The 14,543-nt window shown below is 53.1% G+C and carries 15 protein-coding genes; 12 read left to right on the top strand and 3 right to left on the bottom strand.

What is annotated here, in order from left to right:
- The first annotated feature begins 172 nt into the window (after nucleotides 1–172).
- Both SK3146_RS04075 and SK3146_RS04070 read left to right on the top strand, forming a co-directional pair.
- Nucleotides 173–691, top strand: coding sequence for a hypothetical protein (locus SK3146_RS04075; RefSeq protein WP_249863879.1), 519 nt, complete (start codon nucleotides 173–175; stop codon nucleotides 689–691).
- Between the two features lie 65 nt (nucleotides 692–756).
- Nucleotides 757–1,554 carry an HAD family hydrolase gene (locus SK3146_RS04070; protein WP_249863878.1) on the top strand — a complete coding sequence of 266 codons (798 nt, stop codon included), beginning with the start codon at nucleotides 757–759 and terminating at the stop codon, nucleotides 1,552–1,554.
- Between the two features lie 83 nt (nucleotides 1,555–1,637).
- Here SK3146_RS04070 and SK3146_RS04065 read toward each other — a convergent pair whose 3' ends face one another.
- Nucleotides 1,638–2,180 (bottom strand): 1,2-dihydroxy-3-keto-5-methylthiopentene dioxygenase, encoded by a 543-nt coding sequence (locus tag SK3146_RS04065; protein WP_249863877.1) that lies wholly within the window; start codon nucleotides 2,178–2,180, stop codon nucleotides 1,638–1,640.
- A 262-nt stretch (nucleotides 2,181–2,442) separates the two neighbouring features.
- Between SK3146_RS04065 and metH the strand changes: the two genes are divergently transcribed.
- Complete coding sequence (gene metH, locus SK3146_RS04060) at nucleotides 2,443–5,886, top strand: methionine synthase (RefSeq protein WP_249863876.1); 3,444 nt, start codon at nucleotides 2,443–2,445, stop codon at nucleotides 5,884–5,886.
- 80 nt (nucleotides 5,887–5,966) lie between these two features.
- Nucleotides 5,967–6,911, top strand: coding sequence for a ribonuclease Z (rnz, locus tag SK3146_RS04055; protein WP_249863875.1), 945 nt, complete (start codon nucleotides 5,967–5,969; stop codon nucleotides 6,909–6,911).
- 113 nt (nucleotides 6,912–7,024) lie between these two features.
- Here the strand turns inward: rnz and tlp are convergent, their stop codons facing one another.
- Complete coding sequence (gene tlp / locus SK3146_RS04050; RefSeq protein WP_249863874.1) at nucleotides 7,025–7,243, bottom strand: small acid-soluble spore protein Tlp; 219 nt, start codon at nucleotides 7,241–7,243, stop codon at nucleotides 7,025–7,027.
- A gap of 181 nt (nucleotides 7,244–7,424) precedes the next feature.
- On the opposite strand from tlp, the gene SK3146_RS04045 reads away from it, so the two are divergent.
- From SK3146_RS04045 to SK3146_RS04010, 8 genes are all read left to right on the top strand, one after another.
- Complete coding sequence (locus SK3146_RS04045) at nucleotides 7,425–7,784, top strand: CidA/LrgA family protein (RefSeq protein ID WP_249863873.1); 360 nt, start codon at nucleotides 7,425–7,427, stop codon at nucleotides 7,782–7,784.
- Nucleotides 7,771–8,463: an LrgB family protein gene (locus SK3146_RS04040; protein ID WP_249863872.1), complete on the top strand. Its 693-nt coding sequence runs from the start codon at nucleotides 7,771–7,773 to the stop codon at nucleotides 8,461–8,463. Before SK3146_RS04045 ends, SK3146_RS04040 begins: the two co-directional genes overlap by 14 nt.
- Nucleotides 8,464–8,628: 165 nt before the next feature.
- The gene (locus tag SK3146_RS04035; protein WP_249863871.1) at nucleotides 8,629–9,405 is read left to right on the top strand and encodes a GNAT family N-acetyltransferase; all 777 of its coding nucleotides are present in this window, start codon (nucleotides 8,629–8,631) and stop codon (nucleotides 9,403–9,405) included.
- Nucleotides 9,406–9,466: 61 nt separating this feature from the next.
- Complete coding sequence (locus tag SK3146_RS04030; RefSeq protein WP_249863870.1) at nucleotides 9,467–10,393, top strand: LpxL/LpxP family acyltransferase; 927 nt, start codon at nucleotides 9,467–9,469, stop codon at nucleotides 10,391–10,393.
- Between the two features lie 106 nt (nucleotides 10,394–10,499).
- The gene (locus tag SK3146_RS04025; RefSeq protein ID WP_249863869.1) at nucleotides 10,500–11,468 is read left to right on the top strand and encodes a metal-dependent hydrolase; all 969 of its coding nucleotides are present in this window, start codon (nucleotides 10,500–10,502) and stop codon (nucleotides 11,466–11,468) included.
- A 94-nt stretch (nucleotides 11,469–11,562) separates the two neighbouring features.
- Nucleotides 11,563–11,775: a hypothetical protein gene (locus SK3146_RS04020; RefSeq protein ID WP_249863868.1), complete on the top strand. Its 213-nt coding sequence runs from the start codon at nucleotides 11,563–11,565 to the stop codon at nucleotides 11,773–11,775.
- 271 nt (nucleotides 11,776–12,046) lie between these two features.
- Nucleotides 12,047–13,300: a DNA polymerase IV gene (locus SK3146_RS04015; RefSeq protein ID WP_249863867.1), complete on the top strand. Its 1,254-nt coding sequence runs from the start codon at nucleotides 12,047–12,049 to the stop codon at nucleotides 13,298–13,300.
- A complete protein-coding gene (locus SK3146_RS04010) occupies nucleotides 13,297–13,770 on the top strand; it encodes a YhjD family protein (RefSeq protein WP_249863866.1) in 474 nt (157 codons plus the stop codon). Before SK3146_RS04015 ends, SK3146_RS04010 begins: the two co-directional genes overlap by 4 nt.
- A 148-nt stretch (nucleotides 13,771–13,918) precedes the next feature.
- Here the strand turns inward: SK3146_RS04010 and SK3146_RS04005 are convergent, their stop codons facing one another.
- On the bottom strand, nucleotides 13,919–14,305 hold the full coding sequence (locus SK3146_RS04005) for a NucA/NucB deoxyribonuclease domain-containing protein (RefSeq protein WP_249866165.1): 387 nt from the start codon (nucleotides 14,303–14,305) through the stop codon (nucleotides 13,919–13,921).
- Between the last annotated feature and the right edge of the window lie 238 nt (nucleotides 14,306–14,543).

Here is a 14,543-nt window from a genome sequence, read left to right as displayed (position 1 = left end):
TTCATGAAGGCGTTAAGCTGCTGCGGCTAGAACCGCCATGCCGGGCGCGCCGACTAGACTGTCGTCTTTCCCGGCAGCGGTTCGACGACGGATTGCCGGATCAGAGGGATCGGGTATGCGGGTATTATCGGGCAGGAGCAGGCTTCGCGACCTTTCTAAGGAGATTGGGAACATGTCTCGCAAGTGGGAACGTATGGTTCAGAAAAACACGAAAGTAACGAACAAAGCCAGAGTTAAGCAGGGCAAGCCGCGGCTCAGCGAGGCGGTATCCGACGGTTCGGTAACCGTTCGCGGGCGCAGCTGGCTGATGCCGCTCGTTTTGATCTGCGTCGGGATTTTTTGCTTTATAGCGTTTTACGACGTATATCAAAGCGATAATCTGTACTGGGTAACCGGAGGCAGCTACATCGCTCTCGGCTTGTTTATTTTTTGGCTGCGGCGGCCTTTCCTCAAAATCGGCCGCAAGGAGCTGGTTTCCCGCCGGTTCGGCGGCGATAAGAGGGTGGAGGCTGCGCAAATCGAAGAGATTTTGCTGCAGAAGGATGCGGTTGTCATTTCCTTGACGACCTCCAAGGCGAAATGGGTGTTTACGAAGCTGTACCACCGATTCGATATCGACAGCTTGTCGCAGACGCTCAAGGAGTTTGCGGAGCGCAATGAGGTCGCTTTGAGAAATGAACGGGCGGCCTGAAGCATTAAGCCAAAGTTACAATACAATCACATGGACAATCACATGGGGAAAAGGCAGGAATCGGCATGACTATTCAAGCGGTATTATTTGATTTGGACGATACGTTATTGTGGGACGACCGCAGCGTAAAAGAAGCTTTCAGGGCAACCTGCGAGGAGGCGGCTAAGCAGTATCCGTCCATTGATCCGGCGGCGCTCGAAGAGGCCGTACGCAAGGAAGCGCGCGCCTTGTACGAATCGTATGAAACGTTTCCTTTCACCAAGATGATCGGAATTAATCCGTTCGAAGGCTTGTGGGCCCATTTTACCGAAGGCGAGAACGAAAATTTCCGCAAGCTGGAGAAGCTGGCTCCCGCTTATCGCACGGAGTCGTGGACACGCGGCTTGAAGGCGGTCGGCATCGAAGATGCGGAGCTCGGATATCGGTTGGGAGAGCTGTTTCCGGCGGAGCGCAGAAGCCGTCCCATCGTTTACGAGGAGACCTTTGAGGTTTTGAACCAATTGAAACAAAATTATAAGCTGCTCTTATTAACGAACGGATCGCCCGATCTGCAGAAGGAGAAGCTGGCCGGCGTTCCCGAGCTTGCGCCGTATTTTGATCATATCGTCATTTCCGGCAGCTTCGGCGAAGGCAAACCGGCTGTCTCGATATTCCATCATGCGATGGAGCTTCTCGGAATTACGGCCGAACAAGGTGTTATGATCGGGGACAAGCTGACAACGGATATTTTGGGCTCAGGCCGCGCAGGTATGCGCAATATGTGGATCAACCGTCATGAGCTGACAAGAACGGATGAAATTATCCCTGCATACGAAATTACGAATCTTCGTCAAATCCAAGGCATTATCGATTCCATTAAGTAAGTAGCACAAGAAGACCCCGCTGCTTGGGGACAAGCGGCAGGGTCTTCTTCGCAGGTGCGCCCGGACGGCGGTCGGCTCGGGATTTATGCTTTTTGGAAAGTAGGATCCGCGAACGGATGAGCGATCCAGCCTTCGGTTTCGATAAACAGCCGAACGGCAACGATTTGACGGTTATCCATAAGAGTGAAGAAGTGCGGTTTATTCTCAGGAACGGAGATCACGTCTCCGGCTTCCAGCTCGACGTCGAAATAGCCGACATCGTCGGTTCCTTTAATGATGAAGATGCCTTTACCGGCTGTAATGGCACGAACTTCGTCTTCGGTGTGAGTATGAACCTGTTCGAATTTTTTCAGTAATTCGTCCAGGTTAGGCGTAGCGTCGGACAATGCAATGATATCCCAAGTGAGATAGCCGCGGCGATTCGCCAAATCTTTAATTTCGTCTTCGAAGGTAGCCAAGATTTGCGCTTTCTCTTCGTCGGATAAAATGAATTTATTTTGCAGCGCTGCAGGAAGCTTGCCGGCATCCCAATGCTCGTACAATACTTCTTGTTTATCCAAAAACGCTTTTACATTGTCTTCTCCGGAGATACGCTCATCGGTGTTGCGAATACGAATTTCTGCCATGCTCATCCCTCTTTCGAATTCTTAAATAGGTTCTTATACGTATTATAGTTTAAAGTTGGCAATCTGTCGATGACTGATCGTATATAAAACCTATAGGAATTATCGTCATTAGTGAAAGCGGGCTGGAATTGCCTTTTCATTAGTGTGGCTTTCTGGTACACTTAAATCTACATTATTCGACTGATTATAAATATTCCGCACGGAATAAGGGGTCATACATCCAAGCAACGGTTGGAAGGACGTCGGTGAAAGGAAGATTGTTATGAGCAAACCCGCTTTACAGGAACAGTTAAAGAAAAAGATCATGATTTTGGACGGCGCCATGGGAACGATGATTCAGCAGGAAGATTTGACGGCTGAAGATTTTGGCGGGGAAGAGCTGGACGGATGTAACGAGTATTTGGTCGTTACCCGGCCGGATGTCATATCCAAAATTCATGAGGCCTACTTGGCTGCCGGAGCCGATATTATCGAGACGAACACGTTCGGCGCAACCAGCGTCGTCCTGGCCGAATATGATTTGCAGGACCGGTCGAGGGAGATCAATCTATTGGCTGCCAAGCTTGCGGTAGAGGCGGCCCAAAAATTCAGCACTCCGGAGTGGCCGCGTTATGTAGCGGGAGCGTTGGGACCGACGACGAAAACATTGTCCGTTACCGGCGGCGTCACATTCGACGAATTGGTGGACAGCTACTATGAGCAAGCGGTGGCGCTGATCGAGTCCGGAGTCGACGCCATGCTGCTGGAAACGTCCCAAGACACGTTAAATGTCAAAGCGGGCAGCATCGGCATACGCAAAGCTATGGAAGCGACAGGCATCACGCTTCCGATTATGATTTCCGGTACGATTGAACCGATGGGAACGACGCTCGCCGGGCAAAATATCGAATCGTTCTATATTTCGCTGGAGCACTTGAAGCCGATCTCAATCGGGCTGAACTGTGCGACCGGTCCGGAATTTATGCGCGATCATATTCGCACGTTATCCGAGCTGGCTACGACGGCCGTCAGCTGTTATCCGAACGCGGGCTTGCCGGATGAGAACGGGAAGTATCACGAATCGCCGGAATCGCTCGCCATGAAGCTGGCCGGCTTTGCGGAACAAGGCTGGCTTAATATCGCCGGCGGCTGCTGCGGAACGACGCCGGATCATATCCGCGCGATGGCCGAGACGCTGTCCGCTTACAAACCGCGGGAAAGCTCCGCGGGGCACTTGCCTGCCGTATCCGGCATTGAGACCGTATATCTTGAAGATGCCAATCGCCCTTACATGGTCGGCGAACGGACGAACATCTCGGGTTCGCGGATGTTTAAGCGGCTGATGAAGGAAGGCAAGTTTGAGGAAGGGGCGGAAATCGCCCGCGCGCAGGTGAAGAACGGGGCATATGTTATCGACATTAACGTTCAGGATACGGATATCGACGAAGCCTATGCGATGGAAAACTTTTTGAAGGAAGTCGTAAAAAAAGTCAAGGTTCCGCTCATGATCGACTCGACGTATGATCATATCATTGAGCTGGGCTTGAAATATTCGCAAGGGAAAGCGATTATTAACTCCATTAACCTGGAGGACGGGGAAACGAAATTTCAGAGTATCGTCCCCCTGATCCATAGGTACGGAGCCGCTGTAGTTATGATTTTGATCGACGAGCGCGGGCAGGCGGTATCGCGGCAAGCGAAGATGGAAGTCGCCGATCGCGCCTACGAGCTGCTGACCAAAAAATACGGCTTAAATCCGTCGGATATTATTTTCGATCCGAATATGTTCCCTGTCGGTTCGGGCGATCCGCAGTATATCGGTTCCGCCGTCGAAACGATCGAAGGCATTCGGATGATCAAGGAAAAGTACCCGGAATGTAAGACGATTCTGGGCTTAAGCAATATCTCGTTCGGATTGCCGCCGGCCGGCCGCGAAGTGCTGAACTCCGTATACTTGTATCACTGTACGAAGGTGGGCCTGGATTATGCGATTGTCAATACGCAAAACCTGGAGCGCTACGCTTCGATTCCGGAGCATGAACGGGAGCTTGCGGAAAAGCTGATCTTCCATACGAACGACCAGACGCTGGCCGAGTTTGTGGAGCATTTCCGCGAGAAGAAGGTGGAGAAGAAGGAGAAAATCTCCAACCTGACGCTGGAGGAGCGGCTTGCTTCGTATGTCGTTGAAGGAACGAAGGAAGGGCTGATTCCCGACCTGAACGAGGCGATGAGCAAGTACGCCCCGCTTGAAATTATTAACGGGCCGCTGATGAAGGGGATGGAAGAAGTCGGACGGCTGTTTAACAATAACGAGCTGATCGTCGCCGAAGTACTGCAGAGCGCCGAAGTCATGAAAGCGTCGGTCGCCCATCTCGAGCCGTTTATGGAAAAGGCGGAGAGCGCGGTGAAGGGCAAGATCATCCTCGCGACCGTGAAGGGCGATGTCCATGACATCGGAAAAAATCTCGTGGAGATCATTTTATCCAACAACGGCTATAAAATTATTAACCTGGGCATCAAGGTGCCGCCGGAGCAGCTGATCGAGGCTTACCGCAAGGAAAAAGCCGACGCTATCGGCTTATCCGGTCTGCTGGTCAAATCGGCTCAGCAGATGGTCGTAACCGCCCAAGATTTGAAAAACGCCGGTATCGACGTGCCGATTCTGGTAGGCGGGGCCGCGCTTACGCGGAAGTTCACCAAAACCCGCATCGCGCCGGAATACGAAGGCTTGGTGCTGTATGCCAAGGATGCGATGGACGGACTCGATATCGCCAACAAGCTCAGCGATCCGAAGCAGAAGGAGCAGCTCGTCAAGGAGCTGCGCGAAAGCATGGAGTCCGATGTGCTGGAATCCGGCAAAAAGCAAGAAGTGATGCCGGAACTGACGCGGGTTCGCACATCGACCGTGGACCGCACCGTGCCGGTTCAGGTGCCGCCGGATTTGGAGCGCCGCGTCATCCGCGATTATCCGATCAGTCATATTATGCCGTACATTAATATGCAGATGCTGCTCGGTCATCATCTCGGCTTGAAGGGCAAGGTTGATAAGCTGCTTGCGGAAAGGGACCCGAAGGCGGTGCAGTTGAAGGAAACGGTCGATCAGATCCTTACCGAAGCCCAGCAGGAAGGCATTATACGCGCGCACGGCATGTATCGTTTTTTCCCCGCGCAGTCGTCCGGAGAACAGGTTCTCGTGTATGATCCGAACGATTTCACGAAGGTGCTTCAGACGTTCGAGTTCCCGCGGCAGGGGACGGAGCCGTATTTATGCCTGGCGGATTACTTGAAGCCGGTTGACAGCGGGGAGATGGATTACATCGGTTTCCTCGTCGTTACGGCCGGACACGGCATTAACGAGAAAGCCGCCGAATGGCGCGAGAAGGGCGATTACTTGCGCTCGCACGCATTGCAGTCGACGGCGCTTGAAATTGCGGAAGCTTTGGCCGAACGCGTCCATCAAATGATGCGCGATACATGGGGCTTCCCGGACTCTGCGGAGATGACGATGCAGGAGCGGTTCGGAGCGAAGTACCGCGGCCAGCGCTTCTCCTTCGGTTATCCGGCGTGTCCGAATCTGGACGATCAGCAGCAGCTGTTCGCTCTGATGCATCCGGAAGATATTGGAGTCCATCTGACGGAAGGCAGCATGATGGAGCCGGAAGCGTCGGTGTCGGCGATCGTTTTCGCCCATCCTCAAGCGCGCTATTTTAATGTGGATAAAAGTTAGGCATGTTAAGTAGAGTGGAGTTCGGTTGCGGACTCCGCTCTTTCCCTATCATTTAACCTAAACGGAACGGAGAAACGGCAGTGGAACTTTATTTTCTCGGCACGGGGGCGGGAATGCCCTCCAAAGAACGCAATGTGACTTCCATCGTTTTGAACCTGCTCGCCGAACGGAACGTATATTGGATGTTCGATTGCGGCGAAGGAACCCAGCATCAGGTGCTGCGATCGCCTATCCGAATCGGCAAGCTGGAGAAGCTGTTCATTACGCATTTGCACGGCGATCACCTGTACGGTCTTCCCGGATTGTTGACGAGCCGTTCGTATCAAGGGGGAGACGCTCCCTTCACCATCTACGGCCCGAAGGGGACGGAGGCGTTCGTTCGCACTTCGCTTCAGGTGAGCGAGGCTCATTTGACTTATGAGCTGACGATTCGTGAATTTGCCGCGGCCGAGCCGATGACGCTGTTCGAGGACGATCAGTTCAAGGTGAGCGCGGCGCCGCTCGTGCATCGGGTGGACAGCTTCGGCTTTCGGATCGAGGAGAAATCGCTGCAGGGCCGATTGCAGGTCGAGAAGCTGAAGGAGCTGGGCCTCGCCTCGGGCCCTTTATTCGGCCGGATCAAGCAGGGCAAGGATGTAACGCTGGAGGACGGCACGGTGCTTAAGGCGTCGGATTTCATAGGCCCGTCTTATCCGGGGCGTATTGTGACGGTGCTTGGAGATACGCAGCCTTGCGACTATTCCCTGGAGCTGGCGAAGGATGCGGACGTGCTCGTGCATGAAGCGACCTTTGCCGAGGCGAAGAAGCAGCTGGCCAAGGAATATGACCATTCCACCGCGATGGATGCGGCGAGGACGGCCCAAGCGGGCGGCGTGGGAGCGCTTATACTGACTCACATCAGCTCGCGCTACCAGAAGGAAGAGGCGGAGCTGCTCGTGCATGAAGCCAAGCAACTGCATGAGACTACCTATTTGGCGCGCGATTTCTGGTCTTATGAGGTGCCGCGAAAAAAACGCGACGAGTGAGGAGCAGAGAAAGCCCCGCCCAATTTGGAGAAAAACAAACACCCTCTCTTCCGATTTAAAGAGGGGGTGTTTGCACTGCCTAAGCGGGACATTCCTTCATAAAGACCGGGCCGTTATTGCTGGCCCGATTCGTCTTGAAGCTCGCTGTGGAAACCGTCAATGCTTTTCTCGCGGCGGGCGTTCTTGGCTTGCAAGGTTTGTTTTTCCTGAGGGCTGATCTCCTCGGCATGCTCGGCCAAATATTGCTCGCTTTCCTGCAGATTTTCTTTTGTGTTTTGGATGTGCTGCTGCAAATGTGCGGCGTTATCCTCGCGGTTATCCGGTTTAGCCATGATCGTATCCAGCTCCTTTATGCTTCATTAAAATATGCGGCGATGCGGTTTAAGCACCAAGAGTTACGTTCCCACATGAAACGGGGAAATATACATGCCGGGGCGGTTCCTTTCGTAGGAATAAGAAGAAGGCGGCGACGGCAACGGCAACGATCAACAAAAACGAGAAGGAGGGGGAGCCGTGCTCGGGTTTTCGATTTTAACGGGATTTTATTTGGCCGGTTATGTGCTGCATACGACGGGCCATATACCGCTTCCAGCTAATGTCATCGGACTTATTTTATTTACGGCGAGCTTATTCCTCAAGCTGGTGAAGCTGGAGTGGGTAGAAGAGGCGGGGGAATTTATGATCAAGCATATGTTGCTCTTTTTCACCCCGTTTGTCGTGGGGACGATGGTATTTTTCCAGTATATCGGCCTTCATGCGGTGCAGCTGTTGGTGAGTTTATTTGCCAGTACGGCGGGCGTTCTGCTCGTTACGGGCTGGGTTGTCAAGCTAACCGGCGGCAGCAAAAAGGGGGAGCGCCATGAATCCCGATAGTTTGCTGCAGCAGCCGTTATTCGGCATCGCGTTATCCGTCATTTGTTATTCGCTGGCTTTGGCCTTATATCGCAAATGGTCATGGCTTCATCCGTTATTTATAACCTCCGGTCTTATTATCGTATTTTTATTAAGCGCTGACATTCCTTATGAAGCTTACCGGAAAGGGGGCGATATGCTCGTCTTCTTTCTCGGACCGGCCACGGTAGCTCTCGGCATACCGCTGTACAAAAACGCGCGGCGCATACGCTCCAGCCTGCCGTCCATCCTTGGCGGCATCACCGCGGGATCGGTAAGCGCGCTCATCTTGTCCGCGGCTTTCGTATGGAGTCTCGGCGGATCGCAGGAGCTGATGGTGACGATGATGCCCAAGTCGGTGACTTCGCCCATCGCTCTCGAAATATCGCGGCAAGCCGGAGGAATTCCGGAGCTCACCGCGGTGCTGACGGTGCTTACCGGGCTGATCGGGAGCATGTTCGGACCCGGGCTGCTGCGTCTGTGCGGAGTACACGACGATATTGCGCTGGGCACGGCGATCGGAACGGCTGCCCACGGCATCGGAACGGCACGGATTATCCGCGATTCGGAGCTTCAGGGAAGCGTGAGCGGTTTTGCTATGGGAGCCGCGGCTATTATCACATCGATCTTATTCATCCCCTTATACGGCTTGTTCCGCTAAAAAATCGAGACAGTACGCCTTGCAGTTAGAGCGCGCTGTCTTTTTTTCGGGCAAAAGGAGGAATCATTACAAAATATTAACAACGCGCAAACGTGAGCTTAATAATCGTCTGATACGCTAAACGTGTAGCGAACCTTCACTTTCCTAAAGAAAGGCGTGTTGACGATGATTCCAACTGCCACGCAAGCAAGTCCTCAGCAGTCCAATCTGTCCGTCATGCTGGCTTCCACAACCGAAGAAATCGAGCAGGCCATGCGGCTGAGGTACCGGGTGTTTGTCGAAGAGGAAAAAAATATGCGAATGCTGAACGACACCGGGTTGGAGCGGGATGAATACGACGGATACTGCGATCATCTGATTGTTAAGGATATGGACAGCGGCTGCGTTGTCGGAACGTACCGTCTGCTGCCGGGCGAAAGAGCCGGAGCCGAAATCGGGTTTTACTCGGAAACCGAATTCGATCTATCCGCATTTGGGGAGCACAAACGGCATTCGCTGGAACTCGGACGAAGCTGCGTCGATCCCGCCTATCGGGGAGGAAGAGCGATTCAGCTGTTGTGGGAAGGAATAGCCGGTTACATGGCGGAGCGGGAATTCCGCTATTTAATCGGCTGCGCAAGTATGCGCATACCTTCTCTCGACAACTTGAACGATATTTTCAGCATGCTGAAAACCAAGCGGGTGATTACGGAGCGGTTCGGCATCCGGCCGCTGGCGACCCATGCCATTGCCGGTCTCCGGCATATCCCATGCGAGCTTCCCGAGAAGGAATGGTTCCGCAAGCTTCCGCCGCTGATGAAAGGCTATCAATGGCTGGGGGCGGAGATCGCAGGCGATCCCGCTTACGACGCGCTGTTCGATACGGTCGATTTTTTCATCGTGCTGGAGAAGGAAAGAGTGACGCGAAGATATAAGAAGCATTTTCTCAAGGAACGGCAGTAATCCGGCGGCTTGAGGCTGTCTATCTTTGCGGCAATGAAGCGTTTGGGGGAGGGGTTTGCTAGTGTATGAATGGATCGAATCGGTAACCCGCAGACAAGGCCTGCTTAAGGCATGTTCGCGCTGCTGCGGCTGGATGCCGCGGCGCTTGATGCTGTGGATCTGCCGCTGGCTCGGCACGGCGTTATGCGCCGCTTCGGCAAACGGAGTGGCTGCGAAGGTGCGGCTCAACATGGAGGATTTGCTGGAGCAACCGCCGGGAAGCGAGATCAAGATGCTGCGCAGGCGTTTTTTTCAAAATCTGATCATCACGCTGTATGAAATCATGCTGGAATCGGAGCGTCTTCCCGGAAGCGAACGGTGGCGTTTCCGCGCGGAAGGCGAGGAACGGCTGGAGGAAGCGCTGCTCTTGGGGCGGGGCGCTATCGTATATACGCCGCATTGCGGCAATTTTTTTTACTATTATTGGTATTTGTGCCAAAGGTACTCTTGTCTGACGATAGCGACCGGAGGAAGCGCCGAGCTGCTGCCGCTCTACGAGCATTTTGCCCGATTGGGCTGCCCTGGGCTCGATTACGACCGGACTCCGCCGCTTGCGCTGATGAAGAAGCTGCGCGCCCATCTGGCTTCTAACGGCGTTGTGTTTATTCTCGGGGATTTTTACAGGCCTTCGTTTCCCAAGTCCCGGTTGTTCGGGAGAACGACCCGGACGCCGGAAGGAGCGGCTATGCTGGGCATCGACAGCCGGACGCCCGTAATCCCGTTCTACGGCATAAGGGAGCGCGCTTTCGTCCATCGGCTCGTTTTCGGTCAGCCTCTGCATCTGTATGCGGCGTACTCCCGCTCCGGAAGAAGCGAGGCCGCTCAACTATTGAACGGGCATATGGAAGAAGTGATCCGGCGGCACCCGGAGCAATGGTTTTACTGGTTTAACGCAGAGGAGCGCTGGGAGGAAGACGAGATGAATGCGAAGCGCTCCCATACCGCTTAGTATGGATGGGCGAGGGTGCGGCCTTCTTCGGCGGCAAAGGGCTGCGGGGCCGAGAACGGCCTTGGGCGGCCTCCTGCGCAATTATCCTGTGAGGAGGGAAATCATCATGGATACGGGCAGCCATTTGCTTTTTGGCGCGACGCTGGCGGGCCTTGCCATGCTGGAGCCTGCCGCGGCGCAGCAGCCTGAGCTGACGCAGGCGATTCTAACGGCAACTTTGATCGGGTCGCATGCGCCTGACATCGATTCGATCGCAAGACTCAAGGGCTACCCTGCATACATCCGGTTTCATCGCGGCATGACCCACTCCTTGCCTGCGCTGCTCGTTTGGCCGCTGATCTTGACGATGCCGATCGCTTCTTTGTTTCATATATGGGATCAAGCGCTGTATGTGCTGGCCTGGTCTTTTATCGCCGTGGCGTTTCACGTGTTTCTCGACTGGCTTAACGTATACGGCGTACAGTGCTTTCGTCCGTTGTCGAAAAGATGGCATCACTTGGACATTTTGCCCGTATTCGATCCGGCGCTGTTTCTACTGCACGGAACGGGGCTGCTCGTTTGGTGGCTGGCGGAGGACGGGTTTCGCCCGGGCGTTATGTTTGCATGGATTTACACGGCTACGGCGGTCTATATCGCCGCCCGCGCGGCGCATCATAGCTGGGCTGTCAAGCGGGTGCGCGCCGTTCTCGGGAAGGAAGGAATCTGCCAAGTCATGCCGGGAATGCACTGGTTCCGGTGGCAGTTCGTGATGGAGACGGATTCGCATTTTTATACGGGAACGCTGCTGTACGGCCATGTTTGTCTCAAGGATGAATATGCCAAAGGCTCCTCCAATGCGGTCGTTCAAGCGACCATGGCGGCGGGCGGAGTCCGGGCGTTTCTCTATTTCGCCGAGCGGGTGCACGTCAGCTGCACGGAGCAGCCGGACGGTTATGTAGTCCAGTGGCGCGACGTTCGCTTTTGGTACAATCATCGGCTGCCCTTCGGGGTCGATGTCCGATTGGACCGCAATTTGAATGTACGCGAGCATACGCTCGGCTGGCGCAAAAAAATGTGGGACCCGCCTTTTGTTTGAAGCATCCTGCGATTTGATGGCGCAGCAGGAATGATTATCCTCATTTTGGGATACACTAAATAAGTGAAAATTGATTCTCAAGGGGGAGTGCGGCATGGATTTTACCAGTCATGATATTGCCGTAATCGAACAAGCTTTGCAGTTGGCCATCAATGCAGAGCCGAAAGAATCGAAAGTCAAACAGTACCGCGAGGTGCTGGGCAAGCTGCAGACGAATGCGCAAGCGGCGATGAACGGGTCTCCCAAGCTGACGGCCGCTCAGGATGGAATCCGCTTCGACTATGACGATTCCTCGGATTTGCTCTAAGCTCTTCCCGGGAAAGCGCAGATTACGAACAGAAAGCTCTCTGTTGTCCGCACGGCGGCTAGGGTGGGCATACATGCATAGGAGTTCCAAGTCCAGGGTTCCTTGACGTCCTTCAAGATGTCAGGGAATTTTTTTGCGTTTAAAATCAACTGTGAAAAAATACCTCTTGCAATCGGAATATTCGTTCGCTATTCTGAATAAGATAATACAGAACATATGTTCTGTATTTGCACACAGATTGAAGTCATCAGGTTAAAGGGAAGTGGGTAAGATGAGACGCGTTATTATGCTGGCGGACGGCCAATCGTTTTATGCTTCGGTCGAGAAAGCCGCGCACCCGGAATACCGCGATAAACCCGTTGCTGTAGGAGATCCCGCCAGAAAGTCGGGCATCATTCTAGCCGCATGCCCGATTGCCAAAGCACGAGGCGTTACGACAGCCGAACGGGTCGGCGAGGCTCAAGCCAAATGTCCGGATCTGGTTGTCATTCGGCCGAGAATGGCAACCTATATTGCCGTATCGCTACTAATCACAGAGATTTATGAATCATTTACCGATCAAGTGGAGCCGTATTCCATAGACGAACAATTCCTGGACGTGACAGGATCGATTGCTTTGTTTGGAACGGCAGAAGAAATAGCTCGTCAAATTCAGACGCGAGTGCATCTTTCCACCGGTGTTTGGTCGCGTGTCGGCATCGGGCCAACGAAAATTTTAGCAAAAATGGCCACGGATAATTTCGCGAAAAAGAGACTGGAGGGGATATACACCCTCTCTAACGATAATATCGAATCCGATTTGTGGCCTTTGCCGGTTTACCGGATGTTTATGGTTGCCAGCCGTATGTCAGGTCACTTCATGCGCATGGGGATTCGAACAATTGGCGATATTGCCCGGCTCGATTTAGGTGAATTTAAGCAGCGATTGCGTTATCGGATGGGGCGGCAAAGCGATATACAAGCGGAATATTACTGGCAAACGGCGAGAGGTATCGACCCGAGTCCTGTTGTCGCAGGCATGAGAAGTCAAGTCAAAGTGATAAATAACGGAAGAGCTCTTAAATGGAACCTATACAAGACGATCGAAGATATTGAGCCCCTCATGATTGAGCTAGTGATCGAAGTATGCCGCCGTGCGCGAAAATACGGTTATATGGGGCGCGTCATCGGAGTTGGAGCTGCTGAAACGGATGGCAGCCGATCCTTTCATTTTGGTCGGCAAATGAGCTTGATGCGGCCCACTTATTTAGAACATGAGGTAGGTTCCGCCGTGAAGAAGCTGTTTTTAGAGCATTGGCAAGGTATGCCGCTAACTCAGCTGCACATCACTCTTACTGGTTTGTCCGGCGATGAAACTTACCAGCTGGACTTGTTCGAGGACAGGGAAAAGCTCATTAGGTGCGCCAAAACAATCGATGCCATTAAAGATCGCTTCGGCCTCACTGCGATGATTCGAGCGTCATCCCTGCAAAAAACAGCGCAAGCATTCGAAAGAGCGGCACAGATTGGGGGGCATTGGGCATGAGCAAATTGGATGGCAATGAAAGATGGAAGTCGAAAATGGCACTCACGGAACACGTGGAGCAATACGAGAAGCGTAATGAACCCAAGAATCAGGGACGGCCCACCGGCGATGAGCTCACAATGGTCAGAGATTATGTTCTTCTGCCTCTTTTGCTTACGATGGTCCAAAGGGCTGCGGACGACATAAAGAATTCCACCGGCATCTTGCGCCGGCATTTTTTAGTATCTGCACAGGTGCTTATGGATAGAATCACTAAGGACATGTACGCTCTTCGAAAAGAATTAAGCAAGCGGAATATAAAAGTAATCAAGGATGAACAGGTTGATTTGGTGATTTATTACAAAATCATTTGCCGCGGCTACGAAGAACGATTCGGCATCGTCCGAGACGTGGTCCGTTCAGAAATAAGCATCCGATTAACGAAATATTTAGATGATATGGCGAACTTGTTGAGACAGAGCATAAAGTGAGCTAAGCAGAAAACGTAGAGAAAATAAAAACATCGCCGGCACCTTCAGACGATGTTTTCATGCTGCGCGTAATAAAGCATATTCACGCGTAGGCTCATTTCTTCTGCTGTAGTGGAGAAAAGTGAAACAAGAAAAGGGATTATATGTACTATTTTACAACAAATTCAACTTGCGTGCCGTCGGGATACTTGTCAAGCTGATTTTGCACCCAACTGCCCGCTCCGCGGTTGTCCGCGGGGGTTATGTACTTGATATCGGCGCCCTGGCCGCCTTCCCGGCACATGGCCATCGGCCACTCGTCGCGGTCGTAGCCTTTCTTGGTCGGAACGTCGTGAAGCGAATGCTTCCGGTTCTCCTCGGCTCCTCCGCGATGGATCGTGCAAATGCGCGATTGTCCGGCCCGGATCGCTTCCTTGATGTGGGCTGCGGTCTCGGGATAGCGGTCCGCCGGGAAGATGAGCTGGACGACCGCGGAATGATCCGTAAGCTCGCTGACGGGCAGTCCCAGTTTCTCGTAAAGCGCCGAACCGGCCATGAGGAAGAGGGTGATAATAAGTGAAAATAACATCTTTCGATTGCGCACAAGCGGTCTCTCCTTCAAAAAAACTAATCCTATCATAAAGGCAAAAGGTAATGAGTGTAAAGGCGGGGCCGTGCGAGGAATGAACTTTTCCCGGGAAAGCGCAGGAACCGACAAAAATTTCTGAAAATTCAAATATTAAACCGCCTGCGCCGTACGATCATTCGACGGCGTTTGGTCATTTCAGGTGAGG

Origin of the sequence: Paenibacillus konkukensis (assembly GCF_023523925.1) — a bacterium.
In the GTDB taxonomy this organism is placed as follows: domain Bacteria; phylum Bacillota; class Bacilli; order Paenibacillales; family NBRC-103111; genus Paenibacillus_S; species Paenibacillus_S doosanensis.
Note: the sequence above shows the minus strand (reverse complement) of the source record. Positions and strands in the feature narration are given on the sequence as shown.

Bases quoted from the DNA above. Each gene is read 5' to 3' on its own strand.
- metH (WP_249863876.1), top strand. From the start codon at position 2,443: ATGAGCAAACCCGCTTTACAGGAACAGTTAAAGAAAAAGATCATGATT.
- SK3146_RS04075 (WP_249863879.1), top strand. From the start codon at position 173: ATGTCTCGCAAGTGGGAACGTATGGTTCAGAAAAACACGAAAGTAACG.
- SK3146_RS04015 (WP_249863867.1), top strand. From the start codon at position 12,047: ATGAGACGCGTTATTATGCTGGCGGACGGCCAATCGTTTTATGCTTCG.
- SK3146_RS04025 (WP_249863869.1), top strand. From the start codon at position 10,500: ATGGATACGGGCAGCCATTTGCTTTTTGGCGCGACGCTGGCGGGCCTT.
- SK3146_RS04035 (WP_249863871.1), top strand. From the start codon at position 8,629: ATGATTCCAACTGCCACGCAAGCAAGTCCTCAGCAGTCCAATCTGTCC.
- SK3146_RS04040 (WP_249863872.1), top strand. From the start codon at position 7,771: ATGAATCCCGATAGTTTGCTGCAGCAGCCGTTATTCGGCATCGCGTTA.
- SK3146_RS04010 (WP_249863866.1), top strand. From the start codon at position 13,297: ATGAGCAAATTGGATGGCAATGAAAGATGGAAGTCGAAAATGGCACTC.
- SK3146_RS04065 (WP_249863877.1), bottom strand. From the start codon at position 2,180: ATGGCAGAAATTCGTATTCGCAACACCGATGAGCGTATCTCCGGAGAA.
- SK3146_RS04020 (WP_249863868.1), top strand. From the start codon at position 11,563: ATGGATTTTACCAGTCATGATATTGCCGTAATCGAACAAGCTTTGCAG.
- SK3146_RS04070 (WP_249863878.1), top strand. From the start codon at position 757: ATGACTATTCAAGCGGTATTATTTGATTTGGACGATACGTTATTGTGG.
- tlp (WP_249863874.1), bottom strand. From the start codon at position 7,243: ATGGCTAAACCGGATAACCGCGAGGATAACGCCGCACATTTGCAGCAG.
- SK3146_RS04005 (WP_249866165.1), bottom strand. From the start codon at position 14,305: ATGGCCGGTTCGGCGCTTTACGAGAAACTGGGACTGCCCGTCAGCGAG.